This window comes from Nonomuraea sp. NPDC049480 (assembly GCF_044465905.1).
In the GTDB taxonomy this organism is placed as follows: Bacteria; Actinomycetota; Actinomycetes; order Streptosporangiales; family Streptosporangiaceae; genus Nonomuraea.
In genome coordinates, this window is record NZ_JBITMD010000031.1 from 47,614 (window position 1) to 64,588 (window position 16,975).

General features: G+C 67.0%; 14 protein-coding genes. 10 read left to right on the forward strand and 4 right to left on the reverse strand.

The window, feature by feature from the left end:
- Positions 1–334: 334 nt before the first annotated feature.
- On the reverse strand, positions 335–3,541 hold the full coding sequence (locus ACIBX3_RS51365; RefSeq protein ID WP_397128072.1) for a hypothetical protein: 3,207 nt from the start codon (positions 3,539–3,541) through the stop codon (positions 335–337).
- A gap of 637 nt (positions 3,542–4,178) precedes the next feature.
- A complete protein-coding gene (locus tag ACIBX3_RS51370; RefSeq protein WP_397128073.1) occupies positions 4,179–4,373 on the reverse strand; it encodes a hypothetical protein in 195 nt (64 codons plus the stop codon).
- Positions 4,374–4,929: 556 nt separating this feature from the next.
- Here ACIBX3_RS51370 and ACIBX3_RS51375 point away from each other — a divergent pair.
- A complete protein-coding gene (locus ACIBX3_RS51375) occupies positions 4,930–5,145 on the forward strand; it encodes a hypothetical protein (protein WP_397128074.1) in 216 nt (71 codons plus the stop codon).
- 17 nt (positions 5,146–5,162) lie between these two features.
- On the opposite strand, the gene ACIBX3_RS51380 is transcribed toward ACIBX3_RS51375, so the two are convergent.
- A complete protein-coding gene (locus tag ACIBX3_RS51380) occupies positions 5,163–5,693 on the reverse strand; it encodes an NUDIX hydrolase (protein WP_397128075.1) in 531 nt (176 codons plus the stop codon).
- 55 nt (positions 5,694–5,748) lie between these two features.
- Between ACIBX3_RS51380 and ACIBX3_RS51385 the strand changes: the two genes are divergently transcribed.
- The 3 genes from ACIBX3_RS51385 (at position 5,749) to ACIBX3_RS51395 (ending at position 10,011) form a co-directional block, all read left to right on the forward strand.
- Positions 5,749–7,077: a hypothetical protein gene (locus ACIBX3_RS51385; RefSeq protein WP_397128076.1), complete on the forward strand. Its 1,329-nt coding sequence runs from the start codon at positions 5,749–5,751 to the stop codon at positions 7,075–7,077.
- A 276-nt stretch (positions 7,078–7,353) separates the two neighbouring features.
- On the forward strand, positions 7,354–7,737 hold the full coding sequence (locus ACIBX3_RS51390; protein ID WP_397128077.1) for an SSI family serine proteinase inhibitor: 384 nt from the start codon (positions 7,354–7,356) through the stop codon (positions 7,735–7,737).
- Positions 7,738–9,138: 1,401 nt separating this feature from the next.
- On the forward strand, positions 9,139–10,011 hold the full coding sequence (locus ACIBX3_RS51395) for a BTAD domain-containing putative transcriptional regulator (protein WP_397128078.1): 873 nt from the start codon (positions 9,139–9,141) through the stop codon (positions 10,009–10,011).
- Between the two features lie 31 nt (positions 10,012–10,042).
- On the opposite strand, the gene ACIBX3_RS51400 is transcribed toward ACIBX3_RS51395, so the two are convergent.
- A complete protein-coding gene (locus tag ACIBX3_RS51400) occupies positions 10,043–10,432 on the reverse strand; it encodes a hypothetical protein (protein WP_397128079.1) in 390 nt (129 codons plus the stop codon).
- 440 nt (positions 10,433–10,872) lie between these two features.
- Here ACIBX3_RS51400 and ACIBX3_RS51405 point away from each other — a divergent pair, with 440 nt between their 5' ends.
- The 6 genes from ACIBX3_RS51405 (at position 10,873) to ACIBX3_RS51430 (ending at position 16,892) form a co-directional block, all read left to right on the forward strand.
- Positions 10,873–12,036 (forward strand): ATP-binding protein, encoded by a 1,164-nt coding sequence (locus ACIBX3_RS51405; RefSeq protein WP_397128141.1) that lies wholly within the window; start codon positions 10,873–10,875, stop codon positions 12,034–12,036.
- A gap of 1,076 nt (positions 12,037–13,112) precedes the next feature.
- Positions 13,113–14,219, forward strand: a complete 1,107-nt coding sequence (locus ACIBX3_RS51410) for a hypothetical protein (RefSeq protein ID WP_397128080.1) — start codon at positions 13,113–13,115, stop codon at positions 14,217–14,219.
- A gap of 205 nt (positions 14,220–14,424) precedes the next feature.
- Positions 14,425–15,429 carry a DUF932 domain-containing protein gene (locus ACIBX3_RS51415; RefSeq protein WP_397128081.1) on the forward strand — a complete coding sequence of 335 codons (1,005 nt, stop codon included), beginning with the start codon at positions 14,425–14,427 and terminating at the stop codon, positions 15,427–15,429.
- A gap of 86 nt (positions 15,430–15,515) precedes the next feature.
- Positions 15,516–15,953, forward strand: coding sequence for a hypothetical protein (locus ACIBX3_RS51420; protein WP_397128082.1), 438 nt, complete (start codon positions 15,516–15,518; stop codon positions 15,951–15,953).
- Between the two features lie 67 nt (positions 15,954–16,020).
- Positions 16,021–16,488, forward strand: coding sequence for a hypothetical protein (locus ACIBX3_RS51425; RefSeq protein ID WP_397128083.1), 468 nt, complete (start codon positions 16,021–16,023; stop codon positions 16,486–16,488).
- On the forward strand, positions 16,485–16,892 hold the full coding sequence (locus tag ACIBX3_RS51430; protein WP_397128084.1) for a ParB N-terminal domain-containing protein: 408 nt from the start codon (positions 16,485–16,487) through the stop codon (positions 16,890–16,892). The genes ACIBX3_RS51425 and ACIBX3_RS51430 overlap by 4 nt, the downstream gene beginning before the upstream one ends.
- Positions 16,893–16,975 lie beyond the last annotated feature (83 nt).

Here is a 16,975-nt window from a genome sequence, read left to right on the forward strand (position 1 = left end):
GTGGCGCCGTGCTCTCCGCCTCAGTCGCCGGTGGCGACGAGGCTTCGGCCCAGGGGGATCCGGGCCTTGGCGAGGGGCTTGGCGTAGTTCCTTCCAGTTCATGAGGCGGTGTTTGCGGCGTTGTTCATCCCCAAGGCGGGCGGGAAACAGCGTCCACTCGGGATCGCCGGTGATCGCCGATCGGATGCTTCAAGCGCGGGGGTCAACGCGCTGGAGCCCGAGTGGGAGGCGCGGTTCGAGCCGAAGTCGTATGGGTTCCAGTACCTGCGCGCCTACGCCGGGCAGCACGTCATCGCCTGGATACGGCGGTCCGACGTTGAGCGCCGTTTCCTGGTCACTCGAGGTCCTCCCAGGTCCAAGGTGCAGCGGCGGCCCCATCGGATTCCCACCCGAACCGAAATCGCTCCCGATGATCAGCAATTTCAGTGAACTGATCGAATAGCCCTTCTGCCGGGAGTCGTCTGACCAACGCGGCGGCCTGGTCGTGTGCTCCGGTCTGTCGCAGTTCGTGCAGCAGAACGGCCACTGGCTTCCGCTTGTCCAGGACGAGATGGGCGGCGGCCCGTTCAGCCAGCGCGGCAGCCGATTCGCGCGCGCCAGCCTCCCATAGCGCGCGCAGCAGCCAGGCGACGGCGTCCGGGGCGTTCAGGGAGACGCGGTCGACGGCGGGTCCGGCCAGCGCGCGGATCTGGTCGTGGGCACCGACCTCCCGCAGCGCCTGGACCAACTCACCCACGGCGAATGGGTCGTTCAGGACAACCTGGGCGGCGGCGCGTCCGGCCAGCGCGGCGGCCTGCTCGGGCGCGCCAGCTTCCCGTAGCTCGTTCAGCAGCCTGGACAGGCTAAACGGATCGTTCAACGTAGCCAGGGCGGCGGGATCACGGGCCAACAGCGCGGCGGCGTGGTCCTGTGCGCCGATCTCCTGCAGTTCGTGCAACAGAACAGCGACAGCGTCCAAGTCGTCCTGGGCGACATGAGCGGCGGCACGTCCCGCCAGAGCGCACATCTGGTCATGCGCTTCGGCGTCCCATAGCGCGTCCAGCAGCCGGGCCACGCCGTCGGAATCGTTCAGGGCTGCATGTGCGGCGGCGCGTCCGGCCAGTGTGGCGGCCTCGTCGCGCGCCCCGGCCCGGTGCAAGAAGCCCAGCAGCCAGGCCACGGCACCCGGATCCTCTAGGGCGACGTGGGCTGCAGCGCGTCCGGCCAACACACGGGCCTGGTCATGCGTCCCCGTCATCAGCAGTCGGTCCAGCAACCAAGCCACGGCACCCGGATCCTCCAGGGCGACATCGGCTGCAGCCCGTCCGGCTAGCGCGGTGGCCTGATCGTGTGCCCCGATCTTCCATAGCGCGTCCAGCAGCCGGGCTGTGGCACTGGGATCGTCCACGGTGACCAAGGCGGCCGGGTTACGGGCCAGCAGCATGGTGACCTGGTCGTGCGCTCCGGCCTCCCACAGCGCGTGCACCAGCTGACCCACGACACCCGGGTCGTTCAGGGCAATCTCGGCGGCGGCGTGTTCGGCCAGCGTGATGGTCTGGTCGCGCGCGCCGGCCTCGCGCAACTCGTTCAGCAGCCGGGGCACAGCGCGGCTGCGGCCGAAGGCGACGTGCGCGGCAGCGCGTTCGGCCAGCGCGCGCATCTGGTCGTGCGCGCCGAACTTTCGCAGTCTCCCCAGCAGATATGCCACGGCAACCGGGCTGTCCAAGGCGACATGGGCGGCAGCGCGTTCGGCCAGCGCGAGCAGCTGGTCGTGCGCCCCGATCCTCCGCAGCTCGTTCAGCAAGTCGCCCACAGCGCTCGGGTCGTTCAGGGCAACATGGGCGGCAGCGCGTTCAGCCAGCGCGGCGGCCTGGTCGTGCGCGCCCACCTCTCGCAGCGTGTCCAGCAGCCGGGCCACGGCGTCCGGGTCCTCCAGAGAGACATGGGCGGCGGCCCAGTGGGCGGGGCGGGGGTCAGCAGGATTCAGGGCATGCAGGTGGCGGACAAGGGCCGCGGCGGCAGCTGGATCGCCCTGAGCGTTGGCGCGTTTGAACAGTCGGGCAGCCTCGCGGTACAGGCCCCGCTCTTGGGCGGCATACCCGAGGGCGGTCATGTCACCGGGGCTGGCGTGAGTGACGGCCGCGGTCCAAAACTCCATGGGCGGAACCTTGCTGGCGCGGTGGCGGCGGCCATGCTGGTCGAGGTAGTCAGCCAGTCGGTAGCCGACGATTCCGAAGCCATGCTCAGGAGGCACCGGCTGCAGAGCCTGGATGGTGCCTTTTAGGCTACGCGTGGCGTACGCCCAGGCCCGTTCTTGCCAACTGTTGAGCTCTTCACCAGCAATGCTCCGGTGCTGAGGTGCCAGATAGCCGACGGCTGCATGCTGCAGCAGGTCCCGTCCCAGCAGGCCGGCATGGCCTAACCGGACAGCGTCCATGGCGACGGTGATCAGAGCTTGGCCGTAGGGATCGGCGCCAGGCTGTTCGTAGTGGGCGAGCAGGTCGGGCACGCCAGCCAGGTACTGGGTGAGCCGTGCTTCCTCTCCGGCGCGCTTGGCGGCGGTAAGAGCTTCACCCAACGCCGCATCGCCGCGACGGCGCGCCTGAGCGACTTGTTCGCCGGTGAAGTAGTCAGGCACGTCAATGACGCCACCACGAGCGGCATTGACACGGCGAGGATCCTGGCCGGTGAGTTCGGGCAGTGGAGTCAGCAGCTCGCGGGTCGCACGGGCCGGATCGGCGGTGCCCGGCCCGCCGGAGTGGCTGGAGGTGTAGGCGGCCCAGTGTCCCGGCCACAAGGCGGTGATGGCCACGATGTGGTCGCGGCCTTGCAGTAGCCCGGCCAGCTCGAACAGCACGTGCGCTGCTACAGGGTCATCGGCGTAATGGCGCAGCTCATTTAGCCACAGCACCGACCGGCGCGGCACCCCCTTGCCCAGCAGCCCCGCCAGCGCGGCCGCAGTGCGCGGGTACAGCAGCGGCCAGTGCGGCAACCGCGCCATCACCGACTGGTAGGCCGCTCGAGACTTGCCAGTGGAGGAGTCTCCGCGCAGCACTATCAGGCGGTTGGCGGCCACGGCCGGATTCAGCACCGCATCCAGCAGGTCGTCGTGGGCACGCCGGACATAGCTCGGTAGCGGTCCGCCGCCGATCGCCTTGTGCACTCCCAGCACCACCGGATCCCACTGGCCCACCAGCCGCCCGGAACCGGCTCTCCCCTGCCCGCTGGAGCCGGCAGCCGCCTCGGGCGTGCCTCCTTGCGCGGCGCGGGAGTCTCGGGTCTGCTTGGCCTGAGCGAGTAGCTGAAGCCAGTCGTTCACATCATTGGGCGCCACCCCGAGATCGGCTCCTCGTTGAGCGGCGAGATCCAGGCACAGCTCCACCACGGCCAGCAGCGGACCGGTGTCCTCGGGGAGATGATCGCCTTTCTTCCAGTCGTACAGGGTGCTACGGCTGACTACCGCCCGCCGTCGTATGACCTGGTCGACGGTGAGGCCAGCGGCGGTCAACAACGCAGTGAACGCCTTGCCGAAGTCCTCCGGCGTCTGCGGCGGCGATGACACAGCAGACCCTCGCAATCGTTGCCCCAGGCGGCCACGCCCTCACCATGGTCTTGTCAGTCACTGTGTTGGTGTCCGATCCCTTCGGATATTGCCTCATCCGGACGCCGGTTGCCCAGCCTGGACGCAACGCGCATATGTCCGAGGTTGTCCAAGCCCTGTTCCGGATCGGCATCCGCCGGAACCACTCTGCGGTCATGCCCTCCACGCATGCACCCGACCGCCGCCGATCTTCTGCCACCGCCGTCGGCCAGGGCGGAGCTGTTTTGACCGTGGCGGGGGTCCACGCCGGACTGTGGCTGGCTGCTCCTGCCCTGGCGGTGGTTGTCATTCTGGTGGAAACAGCGCTGACCGTGATTGTCATTCTGACCGCGTTGTACGGCAGCGACCCGATCAGTGATCGCGCGTTTCGCATGCTGCCTTGGACTACCCCTGTGCCCGCACGTGTTCCTCGAAGCACTCCGGGAGTCGATCGCGACCGTAGAAAATACGCGCCTGTCCGACCAGATCCAGCGCGCCATGCGGGCCGCCAGCGGAGCGTTCCCCGAAAATGAGGAGGCCGGTGCCGCTGATCTCCGATCCCCCTTACCTTACGCTGCCGGCAGCAAAAGCGGCTCAGCAGCACTGGGTTGGGGGAACATTACGTCACAAATCTCCAGTCCAGTCGAACGTTCCAGGTCACCGGATGGCCGAGATCCTGGATGGCCCCCCGGGCGACAGCGCCGTCCGCGCCGAGGGCAAGCACCGGATCACCGGCGCATGCCCGGTCCAGGCCGGCACCGGAGTGCATGGGCGGCAGCGCGGTCCCCTCCAGCCGGAGGGCGGCGATGTCCACATCCGGTCGGCTGTCCAGCACCTGCGCGGTGCGCCGGCTCCGCCCGGCAACACCGCCACGACCTCGCGGGCGCCGTTCATCAGGTACGCGTTGGTGACCAGGACGCCCGGCACGGCGACGCGGAACGCCGCGCCGCCGGGCAGATCCACGACGCCGCGGTTACGGGACCGCGGGTGGCCGGTAGGCCGCCCACTGGGAAGGGGTGACGAGGGCGAGCAGGGCGAAGTGGTCTCCCTGACGGGTCTAGACAGCGGCCTCACCTTCGGCGATGGGGACGGCGGGGGTCAGGATGCTCAGATAGACGCCATGACTGACGATCATCAAGTCAGGCTCGCCCGCACGGGGAGCCGCCGGCGGATCAGCTCGTTCAGGCGCCGGTCGGCTCGCTCGTCGCGAGCTGAGGATAGAGCCGCTCCAGGCCAGGAACAACCTCGGCGCGGTCGAAGGCGAGGTCTGCGGTGTGCCTGCTGCGGCAGTACGGGCTGGCCCAGACCCGTGCCGACGCGGATATCCGATCCGCGAAAGGCCTCGCCGAGCGCAGTTGGCCGCCGCCGGGATGATCGTCGTGGAGACCGAGGTCACCGCCCAGCACAGCACCATGACGGAGAAGAAGGCATGGCTGTCCATCCCGGTGTTCGCCCGGCCCGAAGGCCACTTCACCTACGAGCAGCGCATGGAGATCTTGGACAAGGCGTACGCCCTGACCACACCCGAAACCACGGTGGTGACGAGCTGGCTCGTCGTCGTCGCCCAGATCGATAGCGACGTCTAACCATAGACAAGCATGGTTCAGGTCACGCGGTCCACATGCCCGGCCGCCAGCCCACGTGCGTGCGCACGGATGCGACCGCGGTCCTCGGGAAAGATGCTCTCCCACTCGTCGTCGAGATCAAACCACGTCGGGGGCTGGCCGTTTTCCCCGCCGAGCGGCACGTCGCGACCGATGACAGCGGCGTACGACAGGCCCAGCGTCGGCGTCCAGTCGGCGTGGTACGAGCGGACAGAGACGGCCGCCGGCATGGGCAGCAACTCAGCCCGCAGACCGGTCTCCTCAACGAGCTCACGGGCCGCTGCAGCCCGCGGCGTCTCGCCTGGTTCGACCTTGCCGCCGGGCGGCACCCATCCGCGCCAACGGTGCTTGACGAGCAAGACGTGGCTGAAGGTGGGGTCCGTGACCCACACCTCGGCCGCGAGCGGCTCCATCGGTTGCTGCCTCGCCCGTTCCAGCCAGGCCAGAGCGTCATCAAACTCCAGCACAGCAAGACGCGCATCGGCGAGAGCTGCGTCGAAGACCCGTCGTCCAAGGCCACCGTGACTCACTCGCCACACCTTATGCCGCCGCTGCCCCGCCGCGCGCCTGCCGTCATTCGCTTCGGTGCTGGTGGCAGACCGAGGCGCAACATGCTGCGGCGGTAGCTCCAACGCACAGCGCGACGGCACGGCGGCCATCCGGCTTCAGGAAGGGGAATCAGTCATGAGCAGTAGTACGCCGACGCCAGGAGCCTGGGTCGTCCTAGGTGGGGTACACCTGCTCAACAGAACCGCTCCCCGCCGCGCGGACGAACCGATCGTGCTGATCCGGGTTCCTCCGCAGGAGGTCTGCGTACCAAGCACCACCACGATCATCCGATGGGACATGCTCGGCCCATGCCAGGTCAGCAGCCTGACCGCGGACGGCAGACCACTCGGACGACGTCAGATCGAGGGCAGCGCCCTGTTCCCCGACGCCGTCGCCAGCCACGCCGTGCGCGAGATGGTCGGCGCGGCAGCAGCCTCCAGCTTTGTGCCGCTGTGCTATCTGTCCGAGCACCCAGGGGGCGGCTACCACGTGTACGCGCAGATCCGTTTCTACCCTGAGGACGCCTGTTTCGTCCGCATCTCCCGGGAGCCGGTCGGCGCGGGAGCGGTGGAAGCGTTGCGCTGGCTGGACCCGGCGCTGGCCGCACACGCCGAGTTCGCCCTGCCGCTCAACAACCATCTGCGGTACTTCCGCACCCATTTCGCCGGGACGGAGCTGGAGTACAAGTACAACCTGACACCCGGGACGGACATCTGGGCCGCCTCCGTGGACCTTCTGCAGGCCCTACGCCGTGGCGAACTGGCCGATTGCCGGCCAGAGTATCGGGACGAATTTCAGATCTACTCCTTCGAGAACCACCTGTTCGACGTCACCGGGCCCGACGCGGAGCACGGCTACGCCTCCTTCATCCCCACCGTCGACGGCGCGTACGTGCTGAAGCGGAAGTGGTTCGAGCAGGACACCTTTGCCCGCCGGGAAAAGCTCTACTCCAACATCGAGATCTCTCCAAGCGGTTTCGAGGAGTACCTGCGCTCAGAGCTGGGCCTCCAGGTGCAGTCCATGCCGCCCTTCCGGCGTGTCCGCTACGACATCCAGTGCGAATCTATGCGCACCGGCCACGTGTACGGCATCTTCTTCGACCACTGCTCACTCCTGGCGGCGCCGGAGGTGGTGCTCTCCCAGTGCGAGATGGAGTACCGGCGCTCGCGCAGCCTCCTGGACCATGACGGCGACGGGGTGCTGCAAGAGATGGAACGAATCAGCTACTGGCTCCTGGGCTATCTGGCCGCGCGCGGCCTGGCGGCGCAGCGCACCTTCTATTCCAAACGCAGTTTCCTGCGCGACGCCGTCACTGCCCGACCCGAGTTGCGCTCTCTCCACGGAGGGACAACTACCAATCCATGAAGCTCGACGCCTGGTGTCCGCCGGTGAACTCCTCCGCACCAACAGCCGCTACCCCTGGTATGCGCTGGCCAGGATCACCTCCACCCTCGGCACCACCGATTCGCAGCTTGGTCGGGAATCGATAGATATGGGCGTGAAGAGTGCAATTTTCGGCGCCCGCATACTCCTCATGTGAATGCATGATTGCCCTAAAGGCTTACCGCGGAGATGTCAGGCGTCGTAAAGTAGCGGTAAGTAGTGTTGCAGCTACTCCAAGTCCCGACGTCTGGAGCGTTCATGCGCCTGGTCCTGCCTATCGCCTGCGCCAGCGTTGCCGCCGGTATCGTCCTCGCGGCGTTCCCCGCTCCCGCGGCTGCGACGCCGAACGGTCTGTTCCTGGCCGTCTCGGCCCACGGGAATTCCTGGCTCCGAGCAGTGGTCATTCAGTGTCCAGGCCGGGCCTACCAGCACCCGTACGGCGAGGCTACGTGCGCCGTCGTCGCTGCCGCTGGCGGAGACTTCGACCGGCTTCCGCGCGACCCGCATCCCTGCACCAAGGAGTATGACCCGGTCACCGCGACGATGAGCGGGATCTGGCGGAATCGGCCTATCACCTGGCAGAAGACCTTCTCCAACGCCTGTGTGCTGGATGCTGCGACGGGACCCGTCTTTCGCTTCTGACGACTCTACTTGGCCTGCCGTCGCGGACAGCCGATCAAGGCCAAGATGCGACAGTCACGCGCTCCTGTATGCGCCATGCCGTGATGAACCACCCCGGCGCCTGGCTCACGTCCGCTACGTAAGGCGCTGGAAGGCCGTATTCGGCGAGCGCTGGATATCCGTATCCATTTACCGCCAGCTTCGATGCGTCATTGAACCGACAGGAGTGACCGCATAGGAGATATTACGCCCGCCAGGATGTTCTCTTGGGTAAACTATGGCGGGTATGCGTCAAATGTTGCCGTGAGGCTGTTATTTCTGTGTGGCAATGTCTCACATATTGACCGGCGGTATTCTATGTGGTCAGGATTCCCGGTATGCCACTTTTGGTTATGAGTTTGCGGGTAAAGTGTGTATCCGCGTATTGAGTTAAGTATTTGCCAGACGAGGAAATTCTTTGGTGGTGTGTATTGCCGCCCCATGATCGACTTAGGGAAGGAGTTAGTAGACCAGAGGTGTTGTGCTTGGCTCTTGTGGAGGTGCCTGATGATTCGGCGAAACCCTCTCACAAGGGGCAGATGTGACGAGTTCCGGTATTTGCCTCAATATCCCCTCCTGGCGGCTGTCGTGATTGGCGTGTGCCTGAGTGGCACATCGGCCGCTGAGGTGGGCGATCCCTACTATTGTCCACCGGTCTCGAGTCAGGGGCACCAGATCTACGACATCGAAAAATGGTGCGCCGCAGTTAACAACGACCTGCGGAATGGAAGGCTTCCGAATCTCGCCGAACGGCTGGAGGAATCGCGGCGGTATCCGACCGCCACTCTCCGACCCCAAAGCCGGGACGAAACCCCAACGGTCCGACCGAAACCGTCGGCCGCCAGGACCTCGGTCGGCAACCGAACTCGCCCGGCCAAGGTGAGAGGTGCGACGGGGCAGAGAAAAGCCAATCCACCGCACCATGACCCCATCCGAGTGGCGACGCCGAGCGAGGGAAGGAACGTCCAGCGGCTTCGGCCGTTCCCCACCACGAAGAAGGGAACGGGGACGAGCAAGCCCACACACAGAAGTCACGGACGCCGAGCCGGCCATCCAGAAGCGGAGCCTACGGTGACGGTGGCGCGGTCGCCGTCGCCTTCCACCGTGGAGAAGAAACCCATGCCTGAGGTGGGGCCTGGCGCGTCTCCTGTCCACGTACAGGGAAGGCAAGCCTCTAGCGAGCAGTGGCCGGCGCTAATAGGGGCCGCTGTCTTCGGGCTTGTGGTGATGCTGATGAGCGCGCTGGCGGTGCGCTGGACACGTACGCGGATTCATCGGGACGTCGCGGCTGCGTCCACAGTGTCGGGGAGCGTGTCATGCCAGGGCGAAGATGTCTCTCGCCCTCCCGCGCCTGTATCCGATGGACCAACAGCCTCACTGAGCGTGCACTCCGATGCGCTAAGGGAAACAACGGCTTCTTCGGTCGGCGCCGTTGTGAGCGAAGCGGCTCAACCAAAGCGAGATGTCGTCCCGGACGAGCGTGCCGCAGTTTCCGGCACATCGGCCACTACGGTGGTGCCGCGGGCCGTGGCCACGGTAGAGGTCCTTGGGGCAACACGGGTGACGGTGGCGGGGAACGAGGTGTCCTTCGGACGAACCGAGGGACGTGCCCTGTTCGCCTTGCTGGCGGCGTCGAAGGACGGCGAGCTGTCGGAGTCGGTGGTCGAGCGGCTGTGGCCCGATGAGGGGGAGCGTGGACTCCGGCGGCTGGAGACCGCGGTGCGCGATATCAATGCGGCCATGCGGCAGGCGACAGGGCTAGGTGCCGGGGTGAAGTTCGTGGTGAAGGCAGCGCAGCGGCGTCGTCTGCCAGCGGCGTATTTCGATGTCGACCTGTGGCGGTTTGAGGAGGCGTACGTGAAGGCGAACGCCGCCGACAGCGAGTCTGTTCGACTCCACGCGCTCCGGCAGATGCTCGACCTCTATCAAGGACCGCTGTTGGCCGACCGTGATGACCTGTGGTGTCTTCCCCTTCGCCAGGCCGCACTCACCAAGGCCGTGACCGCGGTGACGCAGTTGGCCGAGTTGGAGCGCAAGGGCGATCCCGATCGCGCGCTGGGAGCCTTGACCTTGGCGGTGGATCGGATCGATCCCTATAGCGAGGTGCTGTGGCGGCAGATCATGACGATTCAGGGAGAGCTGGGGCGGTTGCCTGCGCTGGAGCTTACCTTTCGGCAGCTTTCGGCACGGTTGGCGGAGATCGATGCGGAGCCGAGCGTGGAGGCGCGACGTACCTACCAGCGCTTCGTAGGCTAGCCGGCTATTTGTCCCGGGGGATCGGGGCGTATCACTCTTGGGTGCCGAGCACGCGCTGGTCATGGGCCGAATAGTTGGCCAGGACCCCGGGGGTGACCAGACGGATGGGTGTGGTGCCGTAGATGCCGGCCAGTAGCCGAAGGACGTAGATCGGGGGACGTCGGCCTGCCTGCGGCCAGTTCTCGTAGTCGTATAGCCGGGATTCGCGCAGGCTGGAGGTTCCTGCGGGGTCGAGGGACCCGTACGTGGTGACGACCTGGCTGGCGGTGAATCCGGCGGCATATCGGTAGAGCCGGAGCGGGCTGACCGGGTGGTCGAGGCTGAGCACGATGGCGATCTGGTCGATGGTGAAGCCGTGCTCGCGTAGTAGCCGGCCGCGGCGGCGGCAGTCGAGAAGCGTTTGATATCCGGTGCCCGACATGGTCTCCACCTTTCTTTGGACAGCGGCGTCGTGCCGCTGGGCGGTGTCGATGGACGGTAGGGCACCTGGGGGAGGGGCCTCAAGCTGCTGGTTGGGGTGATCGGTTCACCCGTCATTTGGCGATGGATGCCTTGGCGTAGGCCGATGCTGCAGGTGGATAGGGGTTTTGCGGCGGGCGCGGACGCGACGGTGTTGGGGGTGTGATTCGGGCGCGGAGGCGAGTGATGGTGCTGGCCACTCCCGGATGGCCGGGGGCGCCATGGAGGTGACCACGGATGAACCAGCATCACAACCAGCAGACGCGCGGTCGAGCGCATGACCCGGCACAGCCGTACGAGCAGGGCATGCCGGAGAGCGAAGAGCGACATTCGAGCACATCCATTGGTCCTCAGCCGAGCCTGGTTCTCGAGGAGATCCGGTCGGGGCGAATGGCAGGCCAGATGGGATGGCGGCGGACATTCGCTGGTCGAAAGGATCAAGCGTCTCCTGCACGTCGTCTGGTGCGGGCACTGCTGGAGGACCTGCCGCGCGTCAGCGACGCCGAATGGGTGGCGGGGGAACTGATCAGCAACGCGCTGAGGCACACCCGCTCAGGCGCCGAGGGTGGCTTCTTCGTGGTGGAGGTCGTGCGTACGACGCAGCGAGTGCGGATTGCCGTATACGACCTCGGCGGAGCAACTGTCCCGGACTTCCAGCGGGCGATCAAGGCTTCTGGGGGACGTCAGCCGGGCCAGGAGGAAGGCGGGTACGGCCTGGTGAGCGTTGCCAGGCTGGCCGACCAGGTAGGAGTGTGCGGCGATCCCATCGGCGGGCATGCGGTCTGGGCCGAACTATGCCTGGCGGCGCCTCATGTGGACGAACAGCATCTGATCGCCAAACAGGGGGCTTCCTCTCAGCTCGTCGTGGGAAGCAGGCTCGGGGAGAACGACGGTCTTTCGTCGGAAGAGGGGTCAGAGGAACGGTCTCGCGATGTACGTTCGGGGCCGGTCCGCTCTTGGGATCAGCTGCCAGTGGTGGGACAGCGGTCGCGGTCACTGTCTGAGCGGGGTGCCGCCCGCTCCGCTTGCCTGGTTGAGCGAGTGCCGCCCTCGAATGAGGCGGCGGATCAGGTGTCCGCATTCGGGCAGGAGTCGTGGGCACAGCAGGAACTCTGGCGGTTGCGCTGGGACTATCCGGACTGGGCGTTCCTGGTCGTGCGCTTCAGGTGGATGGCCCTGCAAGGGAAGGCCCGGGTGATTGTCGCCTCCGGGCCGGGTCAGCTGCGGCTGAGCTTGCCCTCGGCTGATGAGCGGCGAGTTGTACCGGGAGAGGCGCCGATGGTGGGCCCGATAGCGGGAGCGGCGCCACATGGGGGCCACGCCCGCGGACCGGTCAGGACGACCCCGTCGGCCCCTGTCGTAGACAGTCAGGAGCGGGCGGGGTTTGTGCCCGCGAACCAGTCCGAAACGGGAACATGGGCGGTCACGGACGAGAAGACGGAGGGAACGGGCTGGTGGCCGCTGCGCTGGTCATGGCCACGTCGACGCACTCGTCAGCCTAGAGCCCGGAGTCGTGCGGTGGCGCCGGACACTTCGTCCGAAGGAGCGATGACCATGGGGAGGTGAGCCAGGTAGGCGTGAGAGTGTTGCGTTCGCCGGCCAAGGTCAGTGGGTGGGCGGATATCGCTGTTGCATCCGTGGTCGCGTTTTGTCGTAGCGATCGGTGTGGCCGCTGAGGCCGACTCACCTCCTAGCTTTTATCCTTGCAGGTCAGCCCGGTTCTGGACGATGCGATCGGCGCCCCGACTCGCCTTAGGGCGAGGTCTCAATATGTGTGCGGATTCGTTGTGGCGCGGCTCTATGACCCGATTATCCGGCTGTGGTTCCCGCTGTTGGGTGCTTTCCCTTCATCGCCGGCTTGTCCCTGGCCGGCCTCACGCCGGCCTGCCTGTGGGCCCGGCTGAACCGTTGCCTGGTGACGTGCGGCGATGTGACGTTTGCCCCCTGCGGATGCTTCTCGAGATTGGCCCCACCATCCGTACGCACACGCAAGGGCCTGGGCATCCAGACCCGGGAGTCGGTCAGCCGCGTCGCCGACGGGAAGGGCGGGACGGCCCTGTTAGGGGTTGCTAGCGTCGCCCCAGGCCCGCGACAGCGGTGCCGGTGTCGGCGCGTCCCGCATCAGCTTCCCTCTGCCGCCGTGGGCAGACGGCCTTTGTAGGACGCGTCCACGACGAACTTGCATCCTTCCGAATCTCGGCTCCCATCTTGCGTGCGGCCCATTCACTTCTGGTCCCGCCGGTGACTGGGTCGGGTTCTCGGCAATCTTCCCGCGATGCTCGACTGGGCTATGAATGTCAAGTCGTCGGACGATTATTTGTGAGGAGAGCCAGGCCGTTAAATAGACATCGCGGCATCGTTTACCGTCGTTCGGATAAATGTTGGACGACCCGCTCATCTTTTGAGTGTCAAGCCTGAATGGCGACCTCCTCACGAGCTGTTTCTCCAGATGAGAGAAGGATTCGGTGAGGTAAGCCTCTCCAGCCGTTGCGGTGACCAAGAAACATTCCACGACCGCTTGCCGTGGGGATGCAATCGAGACATCGTCGAGCCGCAAACGAAAATCAACCGGCTGGCACCGGCCGGGAAAGTCCCGGAAAGGACCCCTGTCAATGGCAATCCAAATTACGGAAACTTCGGCCGTGGAATTCCCCGAAATCGCGCCCGACGCCACCATGCAAACCGTTACCTGCAACGCTGACGCGCCCCCTGCGGCTGGCCCGGACGACGGCGCCGGGGACACGGCGAACGCCCGTCAGGAGGCGGTGTGGGCCGCGCTGGTGGCCAACCCCGGCGCGCCCGCCACGGCGATCGGCGCGGCGGCGGGGATCAGCCGCGTAGCGGCAGGCAAGATCCTCAACAGGCTCGAGGCGGAGGGCCGGGCACGGCGTACTGCGGGCGGGCACGACGGACAGACGCGGGGCCGGACCCGGGACCTGTGGTACCCGGCTGCCGACACCGCCGCGACAGACGACATCCCCGCCGCCGAACCGGCCGCCGCCGTGACCTCGCCCGACGCGGCCACGGATGGAACGGACGGCGCCTCGGACACCGACGAGAACGAGCTGCCTAACGGTGACGTGGTCGACGAGCCCGTGACCGACGGGGACACCGCCGCCGACACCACTGAGCAGCCTGCCCAGCCGCCCATGTCCCTCGACATCGCCGATTCGGGTGTCAACGAGCCGGAGGCCGAGGGGGCGGGCGTTGACGAGCCGGGCAACGATCTCGCCGAGAGCCGGGTTCCGGACGAGGACATCGCCGAGGAGGCGGACGAGCCGATGTCCCCAGAGGAGGAGGCGTGGGTACAGGCGCGAACGGAGCTGTTGGAACTGGCCGATCTCCTGATCGGCGCGGTTACCGCACGGGTGAACGACGATCCCGTCATGGCGCTGGGCCGGTTGGAGATGGCCATGGCCAAGATGCCCTGGGCGCATCGCAACGCCCGCGCGGTACTGACCGGCACCACCGCCGCCCCTGCTCGCACGGCTCGCACGGCGGCCGGGGGTAACGCGCCCGGGGCCGGGGGCACCGTTCGGCCGGGGGCGTTGCGGGACCGGGTGCTGGCACACCTGACCGAGCACCCGGGTAAGGACTTCACCCCGTACGAGATCGGGCGGGTGCTGGACGCCTCCTCCGGCGCGGTCGCCAACGCCCTGGACCGTTTGGTCGGCCTCGGCCAGGCCGAGCTGACGTGCGAGAGGCCCCGCCGTTTCAAGCTCGGGGCGGACTCAGCCCTCGGAAACTAGCCACCTGGCGCGCGGGCCGTCTCACCGGCCCGCGCGTCCGATAGCCGCCCGACGGACAGCCGTCCTGCTGTGCGGTCCCGGGGCATCTCGGCCGAAAACCCCGCACTAGCCATCTACGTCCCAGCGCCCCGTCAGCCGCTCGACCGCGCCCCGTTTCGCTGACGGTACGCCAGCCCGTTCACAACCTGACCAGGAGACATCTGCCATGGCTCACGAGATTGAGATCTTCGCCAACGGTTCGGCCGGATTCGCCGCCGCCGGAAAGCCCGGCTGGCACCGGCTCGGCTACACCGCGCCCGGCCCGATGACCGCCGAGGAACTGCTCACCAACGCCCAGCTCGCCGGATGGAACGTGCGAAAGGTGGCCGTCGGCTCGGTGACCGATCCCGAGACGGGCCAGCCCGTCACCTCTGATGAGGACTTCCTGATCGTCCGTACCAACCCGGTCACCGGCGAGCCCGAGCGGCTGGGCATGGTCGGCAAGGACTACAAGATCGTGCAGAACGAGGAGGTCGCCGACTTCTTGCAGACGCTCGTGGACGAGTCCGGGGCCATCTTCGACACCGGCGGCTCGCTGAACGGCGGACGGCGCGTGTTCGTCACCATGCGCCTGCCCGAGCCGCTCATGGTCGGCGGGCACGACCGCCTCGACCTGTATCTGGCGGCCTTCTCCCGGCACGACGGCTGGGGTTCCTTCACCACGGTCGCCACGCCGGTACGGGTGGTGTGCGCGAACACCGAACGGGCCGCGCTGCGCAATCACGCCTCGATGTTCAAGGTTCGCCACACCGGCCACATCGGCGGCCGGATCATCGAGGCGCGCGAGGCGCTCCAGCTGACCTGGCGGCACGGCGAGGCGTTCGCCGCTGAGGCCGAGAAGCTTCTCCGAGTCCCGATGGACGTCAAGGAGTTCCGCCAGTTCGCCAACACCTTGCACCCGCTCGCCCCGAATGCCAAAGAGCTCACCCGCCGCAACCACGAGCTGGCGATGCGCGAGCTGGAATACCTGTTCACCACCGCCCCCACGCAGGAGCCGATCCGCAACACCCGATGGGCTGCGTACAACGCGGTCACCGAGCGGCTGGACCACCGTAGCCCGGTGACCGGGCGGCGCGAGGCCGCGATCGTACGGGCCGAGCGCGCCCTGCTCGATGACCACGCCAACACCAAGATCAAGACGCGAGCGTTCACCCTGCTCGCCACGGCCTGACTCCCTCCCACTCCGGTACGGCCCGGGGCCGGGCCGTACCGGAACCGCCCTCCACTTCACCCGTCCGTTCACTCAGGAGAAACGTCATGGGACAGCTCGAAACCCTGGCCGAGACCCACTACGCCAACGCCGCGATCGAGGCGTGCGAGGCGATCGGCAAGCTCACCTACGCCGCAGAGTCAGGAGAGGACCTCCACTCCGAGGATCTGGCCCGGGTCGCCGTCACCCAGTTCGTCTGTGGCTGGTGGCAGCAGGTCATGGACGTCGTCAACAGCGAGGATGCCGACGGGGCCGAGGCCATCACCCGCATCCGGCAGGAGGCCGAGCGTCGGCTCCTGATGGGAAGCCCGGCGCTGTACGGGGATCTGTTCGCCCAGGCCATGCTCCAGGCAGGCCGTCAGGCTGCCCAGCAGTTCCTGGCCACGACCCAACCGTTGGTGGATGTCCTGGCTGGGCCTGCCACTACCAACGGCCGGGTTAACAGCGCGCGGACTGAACCCGGCACCTGCAGCAGCCACGCGTGACCGGCTCCGCGCCAACGCCCTCGGTAAGCGCGAAACAACCTCCCGACTCGGATAGGAGACGAACACCGTGAGCACGCCCACGCCCGACTTCCGCCGCCACCTCAAGTCGATCTCCCCGCAGAGCATCGTGGACACCCAGCGGGCCACGTACGAGATCAACGTGGCTGGCCTGGCCGCGAGGCTCAACCACGACCAACGACTGCGGGCCGAGCAGGTGTACGAGGGCCTGTACGCCCATCTCTCGCGCACATGGTGGCGCCTGGTGGCCCGGCACACCCAGCAGGGGCTGGGCATCGCGCGAGCGATTGCCAAGTTCAGCTCCTGGATCGGCTGCTATCTCACCGACGACCTGGCGGAGGCTCGGGCCGTCATCGTGCGGGGCAACGCCTCGGATGAGGAACAGGCCCTCGCACATCTCGAATGTGCGCTGGAGCTGATCAAGCGGGCCGCCGCCCGCGAATTCCTCGATCACGCGGCGAAGATCCCGGCCGAGCAGCTGAAGAACCAGACCAACGAAATGGGGGAGAGCAAGTGAACACCGAAGCGCCTCAGAGCCCGAATGGCTATGGTCCCCAGGCGAACGCGGTCGACTGCTCGCGGATCGAGACGTTTCAGATGCTGGCCTGGAAGTGGAACGTCACCGCTGCCAAGCAGCTCACGGCAGGTCGTGAGCCCACCGGAGAGCTGGACCCCGGCGACTGGGCGGGCATGCTCTACCTGGTCCGCGTCGACCACGCTCACGCAGCCGCTACGGACCTGTCCGAACCCGTGATAGCAGTACCCATCCCCGAGGCCGGATGGCTGATCATCGACGGCTGGCACCGTATCCACAAGGCCCTCACCACGGAGGTGGACAAGCTGCCGGTGATCGTGCTGACCGCCGAGGAGGAGCTGGCCTGCCGCGTTCACGGCGGTGAGAAGGGCCAAGGCTGGCGGTAGCTCGTTCCGGTGGCGCAGGTGGTCTGCCCCAGTCGTGCACAGCTTGTGTGCGGCTGGGGCACATCTCCTGCACCACCGGACTT